The following is a 15,608-nucleotide window of genomic DNA, read 5'->3' as shown; positions in this document are numbered from 1 at the left end:
CCAATTGTTGAATACCGCACGTAATTAGGCGGCAAATAATACCAGAGCATGGCGCCAGCGCAAGTTGTCGCTTGTACCGACCGTCGTCTGCTAGGCTCGCCAGTTCTGAAACGCCCCCCGAGACCATTAGCGTGCCCGACGTCATCCTGCGCCTTGCCCTGCCCTCCCCGCTGCGCCGCCTGTTCGACTACAAGGCGCCGGTCGGCATGGCGAACCAGACATGGGTGCCAGGCATGCGCCTGCGCGTACCGTTCGGGCGGCGCGAGATGATCGGTGTTCTGGTAGAAGTGTGTGCCGAAAGCGAGGTGCCGGCTGACAAACTCAAGCCAGCCAGCGCCCTGCTCGACCCGGTATCGCCCATTCCGGCGTCGCTGTTCAAGCTGTGCCTATGGACCGCCCAGTACTATCAGCACAGCCTGGGCGACACCTTGAGCTGGGCGCTTCCTACCCTGCTGCGTCAGGGTGAACCTGCCGAGATGCGCCAGGAACGTTTCTGGCATGCAGCGCCGGGCGCTCGCCTTGAAGACCCACGCATCGCACGCGCCCCTCGCCAGCGTGATGCGCTCAAGACCCTGGCTCAGCACCCACATGGGGTGGCCCACAGCGTGCTGTCGAAGCTCAACCTCAACAAGGACAGCCTTGATCTGCTGCTGGCCAAGGAGCTGGTGTGCGTGGAAATACGCCGCCAACGCCCGGCAGAACGGCGTGAGCACTGGCTGGCGCAGTCGGAGTTGCCACTGAACGAAGAACAGCGTGATGCCTTCGATGCCGTGCTCAGCGGCTTCGGGCAGTTTGGCGCTTTTCTGCTGGCGGGCGTCACAGGAAGCGGCAAGACCGAGGTTTACCTGCAACTGATCCGCGAAACGCTCGAGGCAGGCAAGCAGGCCCTGGTACTGATCCCGGAGATCAACCTGGGGCCACAGACACTGGCGCGTTTCGAGCAGCGCTTCAACGCCCGCATTGCCCTCGTGCACTCGAACGTCAGCGACCGTGAGCGCCTCGATGCCTGGTTGGCCGCGCGTGACGGCGAGGCAGACATCATCATCGGCACCCGCTCGGCGTTGTTCACGCCAATGAAGAACCCAGGCCTGATCATCATCGACGAGGAACACGACGGCTCCTATAAACAGCAGGAGGGCTTGCGCTACCACGCCAGGGATCTGGCGCTGGTGCGCGCGCACCAGGAGAACGTGCCGATCGTGCTTGGCTCGGCCACCCCGTCCCTGGAAACCCTGCACAACGCAGTGAGCGGCCGCTACCGCCTGCTGCACATGACCCAACGCGCAGGCGGTGCACGCGCACCACGCATGTTGCGCCTGGACGTGAAAAGCCTGCCGCTGGACAGCGGCATCAGCGGCCCCTTGCAGCAGGCCATTGGCCAGACCCTGGAGGCGGGACAACAGGTACTGGTGTTCCTCAATCGCCGTGGCTTCGCCCCAACCCTGCTGTGCCACGATTGCGGCTGGCTGTCCGAATGCCCGCGGTGCGATGCGCGCATGACGGTTCACCAGCGCTCCGGCGTGCTGCGTTGCCACCACTGCGGCTACGACGAGCGGTTGCCGCATCACTGCCCTCAATGCAAGCACGTGGACCTGCGCCCTGTCGGGGCCGGCACCGAGCGCGCCGAAGAGCGTCTGAAGGTGTTGTTCCCGGACTATCCCGTGCTGCGCGTGGACCGCGACAGCACTTCGCGCAAGGACGCGATGCACCAACTGTTCACAACCATTCAGCGCGGCCAGCCAAGCCTGCTGGTCGGCACGCAGATGCTCGCCAAAGGGCACCACTTCCCCCGGGTGACGCTGGTTGCCATTCTCGATGCCGATGGCGGTCTGTTTTCCGGTGACTTCCGCGCCAGTGAACGCATGGCCCAGCTGATCGTGCAGGTCGCAGGCCGTGCAGGACGGGCGGAAGAACCCGGCAAGGTCATCATCCAGACGCACCTGGCTGACCACCCTCTGCTGGTTCAACTGACCGAGCAGGGCTATTTTGCCTTTGCCAAGCAGGCGCTCGACGAACGCCGCGCCGCCAATTTGCCGCCTTTTTCGCACTTGGCCCTGTTGCGCGCCGAAGCGCACAAGCCGGGGCAGGCCGAGGCGTTTCTGGATGAAGCCTGCACGGCGGCCGAGCGCCTGATGGCGCAGCAGCACCTGCCCGGCATCGAGCTGCTTGGCCCGGTACCCGCCCCCATGGAGCGCCGAGCCGGGCGTTTTCGCGCTCAGTTGCTGCTGCAGGCCAGCACCCGCGCGCCCTTGCACCGCCTCATCAGCGCCTGGCTGTTGATGCTGGAGCAACTGCCGAGCGGGCGCCAGGTGCGCTGGTCGGTAGACGTCGACCCGGTGGATCTTTACTGAGGGCGGTTTCAAGCGCCAAGCCGCGAACGGCAAGGCTGTGGGCGGGCCCAACGGCGGTTTTAAGACGGCTCCATGCCTGGGCACATGCCTGCCAAGGTTGGCAACGCGCGCCCAGCCACGGATAATGCTCAGTTTTTCCACCAGCGCATCCAGGCGCCCGCCGCGCTTGCGGTCGAAAAGAGATTCCTATGAAAGACACCATTCGCCAGCTGATCCAGCAAGCCCTCACCCAACTCGTCAACGACGGTGTGTTGCCTGACGGGCTGTCGCCGGCGATCCAGGTGGAAAACGCCAGGGACAAGACCCACGGCGATTTCGCCAGCAACATTGCCATGATGCTGGCCAAGCCGGCCGGCATGAAGCCACGTGACCTGGCCGAAAAACTGATCCAGGCCCTGCCGGCCAGCGCCGACATCAGCAAGGTCGAGATCGCAGGTCCGGGCTTTCTGAACTTCTTCCAGAACACCGCCGCGTTGGCGGCCCGCCTGGACGCAGCGCTTGACGATCCCCGGCTTGGCGCGCGCAAGGCTGGCCCAGCGCAGACAGTGGTGGTCGACCTGTCGGCGCCCAACCTGGCCAAGGAAATGCACGTCGGCCACCTGCGCTCGACCATCATCGGCGACAGCGTGGCGCGGGTGCTGGAGTTCCTGGGTGACCAGGTGATCCGCCAGAACCATGTAGGCGACTGGGGCACCCAGTTCGGCATGCTGCTGGCCTACCTTGAAGAGAACCCGATCACCAGCGACGAACTCTCCGACCTGGAAAACTTCTACCGTGCGGCCAAGAAGCGCTTCGACGAATCCGAAGCCTTCGCCACGCGCGCGCGGGGGCTGGTGGTCAAGCTGCAGGCGGGCGACCCGGACTGCCTGGCCTTGTGGACACGGTTCAAGGACATCTCGCTGTCGCACTGCCAGAAGACCTACGAACTGCTCAACGTCAAGCTGACCATGGCCGACGTGATGGGCGAAAGCGCCTACAACGATGACCTGGCCAATGTCGTTGCCGAACTCAAGGCCAAAGGCCTGCTGGTCGAAGACCAGGGTGCTCAGTGCGTGTTCCTGGAAGAATTCAAGAACAGCGAGGGCGAACCGCTCCCCGTGATCGTGCAGAAGGCCGATGGTGGCTACCTGTACGCAACCACGGACCTTGCCGCGGTGCGCTACCGCAGCAACGTACTCAAGGCAGATCGCGCCCTGTATTTCGTCGACCAACGCCAGGCGCTGCACTTCAACCAGGTGTTCGAGGTCGCTCGCCGCGCCGGCTTCCTGGGCCACCCCATGCAGATGGAGCACATGGGCTTCGGCACCATGAACGGCGCCGACGGTCGCCCGTTCAAGACGCGTGACGGCGGCACGGTCAAGTTGATCGACCTGCTCAACGAAGCCAAGGACCGTGCGTATGCGCTGGTGAAGGAAAAAAACCCAGGCCTGCCCGAAGAGGACCTGCGTCGCATCGGCGAGGTGGTGGGCATTGGTGCGGTGAAATATGCCGACCTGTCCAAGCACCGTACCAGCGACTACAGCTTCAACTTCGAGCTGATGCTCAACTTCGAAGGCAACACTGCCCCCTACCTGCTTTACGCCTACACCCGCGTGGCCGGTGTGTTCCGCAAGCTGGGCAAGGGCTTTGACGAAGTCGAAGGCACTATCGTGCTGCAAGCGCCTCATGAGCAGGACCTGGCCGCGCGCCTGGCCCAGTTTGGAGAAATTCTCAATAACGTAGCCGACAAGGGTACGCCGCACGTCTTGTGCAGCTACCTGTACGACCTGGCAGGCCTGTTCTCCAGCTTCTACGAAAATTGCCCGATCCTGGCTGCCGAGACGCCCGAGCAGCAACAAAGCCGCCTGCGTCTGGCAGCCCTGACCGGGCGCACCCTCAAGCAAGGTCTGCAACTGCTCGGCCTGGAAACCCTGGAGCGCATGTAAGGTGGCTGCCAAGAAGAAACCTGCTCCCAAACGTGGCGCCAGTCGCCAGACGGCGCCCGCCAAGCAGCCCATGCCCGGCTGGGTATGGCTTGCAGTCGGCCTGACCATCGGTGCGTTCATCGTGTTCCTGATGAAGCTCGAACCCGGTGGCGGCGATATCAAGCGCACCAAGCCCGAGCAGCAGAAAACCGAAAAGACGGTCGAAGCCGGGAAGTCGACCCAGGCCACACCGCAACAGCCGGTAAAGCCCAAGTACGATTTCTACACCTTGCTGCCGGAGTCGGAAGTCATCGTGCCGCCTGAGGCCGTGCCCGAGAAAACGCCACCTGTGCCAGCCCAGCCCGTCACCCCAGTGACCCCGGCAGAGGCCGCCAAGATCGACACCGCACGCGCCCAGGCTGCATTGCTGGGCCAGACGCCACCGCCTGCCCCTCCGGTGATCAAGCCGGCGGCAACCACGCAGTTCTTCCTGCAGGCAGGCTCATTCCGCAAGCAGGCCGATGCGGACAAGGTGCGCGCGCAGATCATCCTGCTGGGGCAGAGCGTGAAAGTGGAGTCCGGTACGGTGAAGGACGAAACCTGGTATCGGGTACTGGTCGGGCCGTTCAGCAACCGCGAGCAGTTGACCGTGGCCCAGAAGCAACTGGCAGGCGCAGGCTTCAGTAACCTGCTGCTGCAACAGCGTCAGACCCGCCAATAGCCTTGGTGCAGCGCGGTTGGCGCGGCCTGTCCAGGCCGCGCCAGAGGGTCTGACGGTCAGCGCTGGCCGGCATTGCGCTCGGACACCTGCCCGTTCAATGTCCAGAAGTCGTACAAGACGCCCACCAAGAACAACCCGCCCGTGCAGAAGTAGATGATGGCGGTGATCCACTTGCCTTGGTAAAGGCGGTGCAGGCCGAAGATGCCCAGGAACGTCAGCAGTATCCAGGCGATGTTGTAGTCGATGCGGCCAGAGTGGAAACGCAGGTCGGCTTCGCGGTCCATGGCCGGGATCAGGAACAGGTCGATGAGCCAGCCAATGCCCAGCAGCCCGAAGGTGAAGAACCAGATTGTCCCGGTGATGGGCTTGCCGTAGTAGAAACGGTGCGAGCCGGTGAAGCCGAAGATCCACAGCAAATAGCCGATCACCTTGCTGTGGGTGTCATGGAAGGGCGCGCCCTGTTGATAAGTATTCATGCATGGCCCTCGTGGGTTGCTGATTAAATTTTCTAAAAAAAGTTGTGACTTTTTCCGCCAAGGCCGACGGATGGTAAGCGAGAATCGACCAACGGATCAGAATTTGAACAAAAAGCTGTTATAAAGTTGCGCGCCCAACACACAACTATTCATAAGAGCTTCATCTATGCCGCCTTTGATCAAGACATGGCTGACCCTCTGCCTACTATTGCCCCTGGCCGCCCACGCCACCAACCGTGAGCAACGTCTTCCCAACGGCTTTACCGGCTACACCACCAACGCTTCGGTAAAGCGCACGCCTATCAAGCAGACCACCCTGCACGCCCGTCCTGGCAACGCTGCCAGCACCACGCGTGGCAAGACGGTGGCAGCCGCGTCGAGCAAGCAAAGCAGCGATGTGCTCGATCGTGCCGTTAACATGCTCGGCACCCCTTATGTTTGGGGCGGCACCAGCCCGAAAAAAGGGTTCGATTGCAGCGGCCTTGTTCGCTACGCCTTCAACGACGTGGCCGAGGTCAACCTGCCTCGCACCTCCAGCGCCATGGCCAGCGGTCACGGTACCAAGGTCGCCAAGGGCGACCTCAAGCCGGGCGACCTGATCTTCTTCAACATCAAGAGCCGCCGCGTCAACCATGTTGCCATCTACCTGGGCAATGACCGCTTCATTCATGCGCCGCGTCGCGGCAAGCGGGTGAGCATCGATAACCTGAGCAAGCCCTACTGGCAGAAACACTACGTGGTCGCCAAACGCGTACTGCCCAAGGAAAAGCAACAGCTAAGCCTGGCCAAGCGCTAATCGAACCTCATCCCAATCTCGTGCGCCGCCGCTCACTTGCCCACCTTGGGTAATGGGCGGCGGCACGGGTTGCATCACTCGGCGAGCAGCCCGCCCGCTTGAAGTTGCTTCATGGCCCCGGCCAGGGTTTGCATGCCCTCTGCCGCGCCGGTCTGCATCACCGAATGAAGCTGGGCCATGCGCCCTTCGCGGATCAGGTTGCGGGCCGCATCGTTCACCACCAGCACTTCTCGCGCCGCGACCCTGCCCCCGCCCCGCCGGCCGACCAGCACTTGCGCCACAACCACTCGTAGCGAGTCCGCCAGCATCGCGCGCACCCAAGGCTTTTCCTGCGCTGGGAATACCTCCACCACCCGGTCGACAGTGTTCACCGCTGACCGTGTATGAACGGTTGCCAGTACCAGATGACCCGTTTCGGCGGCACGCAGTGCAAGACGAATGGTCTCCAGGTCCCTCAACTCGCCCAGCACGATCACGTCGGGGTCCTGGCGCAATGCGCTGCGCAGGCCTTGAGCAAAGCTGCAGCAATCGCGGCCGATTTCGCGCTGGTTGACCACACCTTGATGGCTGGCATGGACGACCTCGATCGGATCCTCGAGGGTGACGATGTGCAGCGCACGCTCGCGGCCCATCTGATCGAGCAGGGCTGCCAATGTGCTCGTCTTGCCACTGCCCGTCGGCCCGCCTATGAGGACCAGACCGTCACGGTATCGGCCAGTGGTTCGGATGATCTCGCCCAGGCCGAGCGCCTCAGCGCAGGCGATGCGCGCGGGGATCAAGCGGACAGTGAGCGCGGGGCCGTTCATCTGCCTGAACAGGTTCACGCGAAACCGCCCGAGCGCGGGGAGCTCCAGTGCCACGTCTAGGTCGTGACCGGCAGCCCACTGTCGATACGGGTCGGCATCGAGCAACGATTCCATGCTTCGCATCAATTCATCCGGCGTTGCCATCGGTACCGGCAGGCGTTGCAGCACGCCATCCACGCGCATCGCCGGCGCCTGACCTGCAGCCAGGTGCATGTCACTGGCACCTGCCTTCAAGGCAAGCGCCAGCAGGTCTGTCACCTCCATGAGACTCCCCATCTGCCTTCAACCAGGTAAAATGCGGCGAACCTTCAGTTGCCGGCGTCGATCTATGTCCACCCTAGCAGACAACCTTTCCTCGATTCGCGACCGCATCACGCGGGGCGCCCAGGCTGCCGGGCGTGATCCCGCCGACGTCCGGCTGCTGGCTGTCAGCAAAACCAAGCCGGCCGCCGCCATACGCGAACTCCATGCCGCGGGCGTGCATGATTTCGGGGAAAACTACCTACAAGAGGCGCTGACGAAACAACAGCAACTCATCGACCTGCCTCTGACCTGGCACTTCATTGGCCCGATTCAGTCGAACAAGACCAAGGCCATTGCCGAGCATTTCGACTGGGTGCACTCCGTGGATCGCCTGAAAATCGCCCAACGCCTTTCAGAACAGCGCCCAGCTGGCCTGGCGCCGCTCAACATCTGCCTGCAGGTGAACGTTAGCGGTGAAGCCAGCAAGGCCGGTTGCGCACCCGCGCAACTGCCCGCCCTGGTGACGGCCGTGGCTGCCCTGCCTAACCTGCGTTTGCGGGGGCTGATGGCAATCCCCGAACCTACCGATGATCGCAACGACCAGGAAGCCGCCTTCGCCCAGTTGCGTCAGCTACAGGACGCGCTAGGGCTGGGCCTGGACACCCTGTCAATGGGCATGAGCCATGACCTGGAAGCTGCAATTGCTCAAGGCGCGACCTGGGCCCGTATCGGCACCGCCCTGTTTGGTGCCCGCGACTACGGCAACGCTTGATGACATGCTTAACTCACTTTTCCTAACAAGGACCTGACATGAGCAAGACACGTATTGCCTTTATCGGCGCCGGCAACATGGCCGCAAGCCTGATCGGTGGTCTGCGTGCCCAGGGCGTGGAGGCGTCGCACATCCGCGCCAGCGACCCCGGTGCCGAAACCCGTACCCGCCTTCAGGCCGAACAGGGCATCGAAACCTTCGAGCACAACGCACAGGCCATCGAAGGCGCCGATGTAATCGTGCTGGCGGTCAAGCCGCAGGTGATGAAGACCGTGTGCCAGGCCTTGCGCGCCGACCTGAAGGACGGCCAGCTGATCGTGTCCATCGCTGCAGGTATCACCTGCGCCAGCCTGCAGAGCTGGGTGGGCAGCCGCCCAGTGGTGCGTTGCATGCCGAACACGCCGTCGCTGCTGCGCCAGGGTGTCAGTGGCCTGTACGCCACAGCCGAAGTCACGGCCGAGCAGCGCCAGCAGGCCGAGCAACTGTTGTCGGCGGTAGGGACGGCGCTCTGGCTCGAACAGGAACAACAACTGGATGCAGTGACCGCCGTCTCCGGTAGCGGCCCTGCGTATTTCTTCCTGCTGATCGAGGCCATGACGGCGGCTGGCGAAAAACTCGGCCTGCCCCGTGAGACCGCCACCGAGTTGACCTTGCACACGGCGCTGGGCGCCGCCCGCATGGCGGTTGCCAGCGATGTGGATGCCGCCGAATTGCGCCGCCGCGTGACCTCACCTGCCGGCACCACCGAAGCCGCCATCAAATCGTTCCAGGCCAGTGGCTTCGAGGCCATCGTGGAGCAGGCGCTGCGGGCTGCAGCCACGCGCTCTGCAGAACTGGCCGAGCAACTGGGCAAATAAGGAGTTTCAGATGAATGCACTGTCCGGCGCCGCGATCTTCGTGGTGCAAACCCTGGTCAGCCTGTACCTGGTGATCGTCCTGCTGCGCTTTGTGCTGCAACTGGTCAAGGCCAACTTCTACAACCCGCTCAGCCAGTTCACGGTGCGAGCGACCCAGCCGCTGCTCAAGCCGATCCGCCGAATCGTACCCAGCATCGCCGGGCTGGATACCTCGTCGCTGCTGTTGGCCGTGGTCATACAGGCCTTGCTGATGGGGTTCGTGCTGATGGTGACCTACGGTACCTTCGGTGATGTGCTGCACCTGCTGTTGTGGGCCATCATCGGTATCACCTCGCTGTTCCTGAAAATCTTCTGGGTGGCCATGATCGTCATGGTGATCGTTTCCTGGATAGCGCCCAACAGCCACAACCCGGCGGCCGAGCTTGCGTATCAGATCAGCGAGCCGGTGCTGGCGCCGTTCCGCCGTATCGTGCCGAACCTTGGGGGTTTGGATATTTCGCCGATCTTCGCGTTCCTGGCCATCCAGGTCATCCAGTCGTTCGTCATGCCGCCATTGGCCGCCTACGCTGGCATGCCGCAAGAGCTGTGGCGGATGATCTGACCCGACAGCACCCCGGCGACAAGCCTTCGCTTGCCGCTGGGGGTGGTGCTCTTTAGACTTACGCCTCCGTCAAGCGTGAGCAGGGTCGATGTCCACTGTCTTTCCCGAAGATTCCGTCGGTCTGGTCATACCCCAGACCGCCCGGTTCGACGAGCCGCTGGCTCTGGCCTGCGGCCGTTCACTGAACCGCTATGAGCTGGTCTACGAGACCTATGGCACGCTGAACGCCAGCGCGAGCAATGCGGTACTGATTTGCCATGCCCTGTCTGGGCATCACCATGCCGCGGGTTACCACGCTGCCACTGACCGCAAGCCGGGTTGGTGGGACAGCTGCATCGGCCCAGGCAAGCCCATCGACACCAATCGCTTCTTCGTGGTCAGCCTGAACAACCTGGGTGGCTGCAATGGCAGCACCGGGCCGAGCAGCATCAACCCGGCCACTGGCAAGGCCTATGGCGCCGACTTCCCGATCCTGACCGTCGAAGACTGGGTTCACAGCCAGGTCCGCCTGGCAGAGCGCCTGGGCATCGCGCAGTGGGCAGCCGTGGTGGGTGGTAGCTTGGGCGGCATGCAGGCGCTGCAGTGGACCATCAGCTATCCCGAACGCGTGCGCCATTGTGTCGATATCGCCTCGGCGCCCAAGCTGTCCGCGCAGAACATCGCATTCAACGAGGTGGCGCGCCAGGCCATTCTCACCGACCCCGAGTTCCATGGCGGCTCGTTCCAGGACCAGGGCGTCATTCCCAAGCGGGGCCTGATGCTGGCACGCATGGTCGGGCATATCACCTACCTGTCGGATGACTCGATGGGTGAGAAATTCGGCCGCGAGCTCAAGAGTGACAAGCTCAACTACGACTTCCACAGCGTGGAATTCCAGGTCGAAAGCTACCTGCGCTATCAAGGCGAAGAATTCTCCGGGCGCTTCGATGCCAACACGTACCTGCTGATGACCAAGGCCCTGGACTACTTCGACCCGGCTGCGGCTCACAACGGCGATCTGGCCGCGACCCTGGCCCACGTCAAGGCCAGCTACTGCATCATGTCGTTCACTACCGACTGGCGCTTCTCGCCGGCCCGTTCGCGGGAAATCGTCGATGCCCTGATGGCGGCGCGCAAGGACGTCTGCTACCTGGAAATCGACTCGCCCTACGGCCACGATGCCTTCCTGATTCCCACGCCTCGCTACATGCAGGGTTTCTCGAACTACATGAACCGCATTGCCATCTGAGGACAGCATGAGAGCCGATCTGGAAATCATCCACGACTGGATTCCCGCCGGCAGCCGGGTACTGGACCTGGGCTGTGGTACCGGCGAGCTGCTGGCTTCGCTGCGCGACCGCAAGCAGGTCACCGGCTACGGCCTGGAGATCGACGGGGACAACATCGCCGCCTGCGTGGCCAAGGGCGTGAACGTCATCGAGCAGGACCTGGACAAAGGCCTGGGCAATTTCGCCAGCGACAGTTTCGATGTGGTGATCATGACCCAGGCCTTGCAGGCGGTGGAGTACCCCGACCGCATCCTGGACGAAATGCTGCGCGTCGGTCGCCAGTGCATCATCACCTTCCCCAACTTCGGTCACTGGCGCTGCCGGTGGTACCTCGCGACCAAAGGCCGCATGCCCGTCTCGGACTTCATGCCGTACACCTGGTACAACACCCCCAACATCCACTTCTGCACCTTCGCCGATTTCGAAGAGCTGGTTCACGAGCGCAAGGCCAAGGTGCTGGACCGGCTGGCGGTGGACCATATGCACCGCAACGGCCTGGGCGGCCGGCTGTGGCCCAACCTGCTTGGCGAAATCGGTATCTACCGCGTCAGCAGCCCCGGCCTGCAGGCACATCAAGTCGCGGTCTGACCCAGGAGAATCTGCGCCATGCGTCGCCTTGCCCTGCTTTTGATCGGCCTGTGTCTGGCGTTGCCAGTACTGGCAGCCGATACTGCACGCGCTGCTCGCAAAGAAGTATTTGGCGATATCACGGTGCACTACGGCGCGTTCACCTCGAGCATGCTCACCCCGCAGGTCGCAGCGGCCACGGGGCTGGTCCGCAGCCGTCACCAGGGCGTGCTGAGCCTTACCGTACTCAGAGACGGCAAGCCGATTACGGCCGTGGTCAGCGGCGCGGTCAAGGACCTGACCGGGCGCAAGCAGCCCCTGGCCTTCAAGCAGGTGACCGACCACGGCACCGCGTCGTACGTCGCCCAATTCACGATCGAACAACCTGAGACCGTCGTCTTCGAGCTAGGCGTCCAAGCCGGTGGTGTCAGTCACTCCTTCAGCTTCAACCAGGACGTTTTCCCAGGCGAATGATGAATTTCCAGCAACTCGTATTGGCCAGCCATAACGCCGGCAAACTCAAGGAACTGCAGGCGATGCTCGGTCAATCCGTGCAATTGCGATCGATCGGCGAATTCAGCCAGGTCGAGCCGGAAGAAACCGGTCTGTCGTTCGTCGAGAACGCCATCTTGAAGGCCCGCAATGCCGCGCGTATTTCCGGGCTCCCCGCCTTGGCGGACGATTCTGGTCTGGCCGTGGACTGCCTGGGCGGTGCACCGGGCATCTACTCGGCGCGTTATGCCGATGGCCAGGGCGATGCCGCCAACAACGCCAAGTTGCTCGACGCGCTGAAGAACGTGCCGCAGGCCGAGCGCACTGCGCAGTTCGTCTGCGTCTTGGCGCTGGTGCGTCACGCCGATGATCCGCTGCCAATCCTGTGCGAAGGCCTGTGGCAGGGCAGCATCCTGTTCAAGGCGAGCGGCGAACATGGTTTTGGTTACGACCCGCTGTTCTGGGTGCCAGAACGTGATTGCTCAAGCGCCGACCTGACCCCGGCTGACAAGAACCAGATCAGCCACCGTGCCCGCGCCATGGCGCTACTGCGTCAACGTCTGGGCCTGGCATGACCCTGACGTCGCCGCTCATCCAGGCACCCGGCATCAGCCAGCTGCCGCCGTTGGCGTTGTACATCCATATCCCGTGGTGCGTGCGCAAATGCCCCTACTGCGACTTCAATTCCCATGCCGCCGGGCCTGAACTGCCCGAAACGGCCTACGTGGCGGCGCTGCTGACCGACCTTGATCAGGAACTGGCCGCAGTCCAGGGCCGCGTCATCACCTCGATCTTCTTCGGTGGTGGCACACCCAGCCTGTTCAGCGCCGATGCCCTGGGCCGGTTGCTGCGCGGCGTCGAGCAACGCATCCCGTTCGCTTCGGACATCGAGATCACCCTGGAAGCCAACCCGGGAACGTTCGAACAGGACAAGTTCAAGGCCTATCGCCAGACCGGCATCAACCGCCTGTCCATTGGCGTGCAGAGTTTCCAACCGGCCAAGCTGCAAGCGCTGGGCCGCATCCATAACGGCGAGGAGGCGATCCGCGCCGCTGGCATGGCAAGGGCCGCAGGCTTCGACAACTTCAACATGGACCTGATGCACGGCTTGCCCGACCAAACGATGGACGACGCCCTGGGCGATCTGCGTCAGGCAATTGAGCTTGGGCCCACGCACCTGTCCTGGTATCAGCTGACGGTAGAACCCAACACCGTATTCTGGAACCAGCCGCCCGAGCTGCCCGAGGACGATATCCTCTGGGACATTCAGGAGGCCGGCCAAGGCCTGATGGCGGCCAACGGGTTTGGCCAGTACGAGGTGTCTGCCTACGCCCAGCCCGAGCGCGCTGCTCGCCACAACCTCAACTACTGGCGCTTCGGGGACTTCATCGGTATCGGTGCCGGCGCCCATGGCAAGCTCACCTACGCCGACGGGCGCATCGTACGCACCTGGAAAACCCGGTTGCCCAAGGACTACCTGAACCTGGCCAAGCCGTTCAAGGCCGGCGAAAAACAGTTGCCCGATGACGAATTGCCCTTCGAGTTCCTGATGAACGCGCTGCGCCTGACCCAGGGTGTGGAAGCGCAGCTGTTCACCGAGCGCACGGGATTGCCGCTCGCACGGCTGGCCCAAGCCCGTCGCCTTGCAGAACAAAGAGGGCTTTTGCAGGTCGAACCGGATCGACTGGTGGCAACGCCCAGGGGCCAACTGTTCCTCAATGACTTGCTGCAGTATTTCTTGACCTAAGGATGACCCATGGATTTGGTACTCGACCTGCTCGCGACGATTTCCCGCTGGAGCCGCAGCAACTTGTCGGAGATTTCTCTGGCGTTGGTAGGCTGTCTGCTGGTGCTGTTCGGGACGGACATCAAGGCCTGGGCTGAACAGCGCCTGGGAGGGCTGACAGGGGCCCTGCGGGTACCGCTGATGGCATTGCTGGTGATGATCGGCAGCGGCGCGGCCTTGATCTACGCCACACCTTGGGTCCTGAAGGGGCTGAGCCAGTTCAACAACTATGCGTTGGCGCCTGTGCTGCTGGTGGTCTTGGCGCTGATCGGTGTGGTAGCGGATCGTCGCGGCTGAAGCTGTAGCAGTCCAGGCGCCTTATGCGCAACGCTTCAGCGTAAGGCCGCCTAGCGGCTCAGCAACCAAAAAAACCGCCCTTTCGAGGCGGTTTTTTGTCTATCAGCACAGCGTACGGTTCATCGCCTCACGCGGTCTTTTCGAATTTCAGGTCCCACACACCATGGCCCAAGCGCTCGCCGCGGCGTTCGAACTTGGTGATCGGCCGCTCGCTTGGGCGCGGCACGTAGGTACCGTCCGCTGCCTGGTTACGATAGCCAGGGGCTGCATTCATCACTTCCAGCATGTACTCGGCATAGGGTTCCCAGTCCGTGGCCATGTGGAACACGCCGCCTGGCTTGAGCTTGCGCCGGACCAACTCGGCGAACTCCAGCTGGACGATGCGACGCTTGTGGTGACGCGCCTTGTGCCAAGGGTCGGGGAAGAACAGCATCAGGCGGTCGAGGCTGTCGTCGGCCACGCAACGATTCAACACTTCGATGGCATCGCAGTCATATACCCGCAGGTTGGTCAGCCCTTGGGTGAGCACGCCGTTGAGCAGTGCTCCTACGCCTGGGCGATGGACCTCGACACCGATGAAGTCCTGCTCAGGTGCAGCGGCCGCCATTTCCAACAGGGAGTGACCCATGCCGAAGCCGATTTCCAGCGTGCGCGGTGCCGAGCGGCCGAAGACCTGGTCATAGTCGACCGGGCTGTCCGCCAGCGGCAGGACGTACAGCGGCCCACCCTGGTCCAGGCCGCGCTGCTGGCCTTCGGTCATGCGCCCGGCACGCATCACGAAGCTCTTGATGCGGCGGTGCGGGCGGGCGTCGCCGTCGGCGGCGTTCGGCAGATCTTGTGAATCAGTCATCAGGGGCTCTTACTTGATCAGACCATCCAGCGGCGAAGAGGCGCTGGCATAGAGTTTCTTGGGCATGCGACCGGCCAGGTATGCCATGCGACCCGCCACGATGGCGTGCTTCATGGCCTCGGCCATCAGTACCGGTTGCTGGGCGTGGGCGATGGCCGAGTTCATCAGTACCGCCTCGCAGCCCATTTCCATTGCGATGGTGGCGTCGGAGGCAGTGCCTACGCCAGCATCCACCAGTACCGGTACCTTGGATTCTTCGAGGATGATCTGCAGGTTGTAAGGATTGCAGATGCCAAGCCCCGTACCGATCAGGCCAGCCAGGGGCATGACGGCGATACAGCCGGCTTCGGCCAGCTGGCGGGCGATGATCGGGTCGTCGCTGGTGTAGACCATCACGTCGAAGCCATCCTTGACGAGCACTTCGGCGGCCTTGAGGGTTTCGATCACGTTGGGGAACAGGGTTTTCTGGTCGGCCAGCACTTCCAGCTTGACCAGGTTGTGCCCATCGAGCAGCTCCCTGGCCAGACGGCAGGTGCGCACCGCCTCGACGGCGTCATAGCAGCCGGCAGTATTGGGCAGAATGGTGTAGCGGTCCGGCGGCAGTACGTCCAGCAGGTTCGGCTCGCCCGGGTTCTGACCAATGTTCGTGCGGCGCACCGCGACAGTCACGATCTCGGCACCCGAGGCCTCGATGGCCTGGCGGGTTTGCTCCATGTCACGGTACTTGCCGGTGCCTACCAGCAGGCGCGACTGGAAGGTGCGCCCGGCCAGGGTGAAGGGCTTGTCGCTGCGAACGTTGCTCATCGTTGTTCCTCGGGAAA

At 63.0% G+C, this 15,608-nt stretch carries 17 protein-coding genes; 13 read left to right on the top strand and 4 right to left on the bottom strand.

Going from position 1 to position 15,608, the window contains the following annotated elements:
* The first annotated feature begins 131 nt into the window (after positions 1-131).
* From FH041_RS18770 to FH041_RS18760, 3 genes are all read left to right on the top strand, one after another.
* A complete protein-coding gene (locus FH041_RS18770) occupies positions 132-2,351 on the top strand; it encodes a primosomal protein N' (protein ID WP_140174942.1) in 2,220 nt (739 codons plus the stop codon).
* 188 nt (positions 2,352-2,539) lie between these two features.
* A complete protein-coding gene (gene argS, locus FH041_RS18765) occupies positions 2,540-4,276 on the top strand; it encodes an arginine--tRNA ligase (protein WP_027913503.1) in 1,737 nt (578 codons plus the stop codon).
* A gap of 1 nt (position 4,277) precedes the next feature.
* Positions 4,278-4,976, top strand: a complete 699-nt coding sequence (locus FH041_RS18760) for an SPOR domain-containing protein (RefSeq protein ID WP_023532748.1) — start codon at positions 4,278-4,280, stop codon at positions 4,974-4,976.
* Between the two features lie 56 nt (positions 4,977-5,032).
* Here the strand turns inward: FH041_RS18760 and FH041_RS18755 are convergent, their stop codons facing one another.
* Entirely contained in the window at positions 5,033-5,452 is a 420-nt protein-coding gene (locus FH041_RS18755; RefSeq protein WP_023532338.1) for a TM2 domain-containing protein, read from the bottom strand.
* A gap of 166 nt (positions 5,453-5,618) precedes the next feature.
* On the opposite strand from FH041_RS18755, the gene FH041_RS18750 reads away from it, so the two are divergent.
* On the top strand, positions 5,619-6,248 hold the full coding sequence (locus FH041_RS18750) for a C40 family peptidase (protein WP_140174940.1): 630 nt from the start codon (positions 5,619-5,621) through the stop codon (positions 6,246-6,248).
* A gap of 74 nt (positions 6,249-6,322) precedes the next feature.
* On the opposite strand, the gene FH041_RS18745 is transcribed toward FH041_RS18750, so the two are convergent.
* Positions 6,323-7,318, bottom strand: coding sequence for a type IV pilus twitching motility protein PilT (locus tag FH041_RS18745; protein ID WP_140174937.1), 996 nt, complete (start codon positions 7,316-7,318; stop codon positions 6,323-6,325).
* A 64-nt stretch (positions 7,319-7,382) separates the two neighbouring features.
* Between FH041_RS18745 and FH041_RS18740 the strand changes: the two genes are divergently transcribed.
* The 9 genes from FH041_RS18740 to FH041_RS18700 all read left to right on the top strand — a co-directional run bounded on the left by FH041_RS18740 (position 7,383) and on the right by FH041_RS18700 (position 13,937).
* Positions 7,383-8,069, top strand: coding sequence for a YggS family pyridoxal phosphate-dependent enzyme (locus FH041_RS18740; RefSeq protein WP_111475148.1), 687 nt, complete (start codon positions 7,383-7,385; stop codon positions 8,067-8,069).
* 38 nt (positions 8,070-8,107) lie between these two features.
* Positions 8,108-8,926 (top strand): pyrroline-5-carboxylate reductase, encoded by an 819-nt coding sequence (proC, locus tag FH041_RS18735; protein ID WP_027913499.1) that lies wholly within the window; start codon positions 8,108-8,110, stop codon positions 8,924-8,926.
* A gap of 10 nt (positions 8,927-8,936) precedes the next feature.
* Complete coding sequence (locus FH041_RS18730) at positions 8,937-9,527, top strand: YggT family protein (protein ID WP_023532686.1); 591 nt, start codon at positions 8,937-8,939, stop codon at positions 9,525-9,527.
* 88 nt (positions 9,528-9,615) lie between these two features.
* The gene (locus FH041_RS18725) at positions 9,616-10,755 is read left to right on the top strand and encodes a homoserine O-acetyltransferase (protein WP_028686690.1); all 1,140 of its coding nucleotides are present in this window, start codon (positions 9,616-9,618) and stop codon (positions 10,753-10,755) included.
* A gap of 7 nt (positions 10,756-10,762) precedes the next feature.
* Positions 10,763-11,383 (top strand): methionine biosynthesis protein MetW, encoded by a 621-nt coding sequence (gene metW, locus FH041_RS18720; RefSeq protein WP_023532733.1) that lies wholly within the window; start codon positions 10,763-10,765, stop codon positions 11,381-11,383.
* 18 nt (positions 11,384-11,401) lie between these two features.
* A complete protein-coding gene (locus FH041_RS18715) occupies positions 11,402-11,836 on the top strand; it encodes a DUF4426 domain-containing protein (RefSeq protein ID WP_027913497.1) in 435 nt (144 codons plus the stop codon).
* Positions 11,833-12,429: an RdgB/HAM1 family non-canonical purine NTP pyrophosphatase gene (gene rdgB, locus FH041_RS18710; protein WP_027913496.1), complete on the top strand. Its 597-nt coding sequence runs from the start codon at positions 11,833-11,835 to the stop codon at positions 12,427-12,429. Before FH041_RS18715 ends, rdgB begins: the two co-directional genes overlap by 4 nt.
* On the top strand, positions 12,426-13,601 hold the full coding sequence (gene hemW, locus FH041_RS18705; RefSeq protein ID WP_027913495.1) for a radical SAM family heme chaperone HemW: 1,176 nt from the start codon (positions 12,426-12,428) through the stop codon (positions 13,599-13,601). The genes rdgB and hemW overlap by 4 nt, the downstream gene beginning before the upstream one ends.
* Positions 13,602-13,610: 9 nt before the next feature.
* Positions 13,611-13,937: a DUF3392 domain-containing protein gene (locus tag FH041_RS18700; RefSeq protein WP_023532330.1), complete on the top strand. Its 327-nt coding sequence runs from the start codon at positions 13,611-13,613 to the stop codon at positions 13,935-13,937.
* Positions 13,938-14,064: 127 nt separating this feature from the next.
* On the opposite strand, the gene trmB is transcribed toward FH041_RS18700, so the two are convergent.
* Entirely contained in the window at positions 14,065-14,787 is a 723-nt protein-coding gene (gene trmB, locus FH041_RS18695; protein ID WP_028686691.1) for a tRNA (guanosine(46)-N7)-methyltransferase TrmB, read from the bottom strand.
* Between the two features lie 9 nt (positions 14,788-14,796).
* Positions 14,797-15,591, bottom strand: a complete 795-nt coding sequence (locus FH041_RS18690; RefSeq protein ID WP_023532295.1) for a thiazole synthase — start codon at positions 15,589-15,591, stop codon at positions 14,797-14,799.
* Positions 15,592-15,608 lie beyond the last annotated feature (17 nt).

The organism is Pseudomonas sp. SWI7, assembly GCF_006351945.1.
Lineage (GTDB): Bacteria > Pseudomonadota > Gammaproteobacteria > Pseudomonadales > Pseudomonadaceae > Aquipseudomonas > Aquipseudomonas fulva.
The sequence above is the reverse complement of the archived record's forward strand: the minus strand, read 5'-3'. Positions and strand labels throughout refer to the sequence as shown.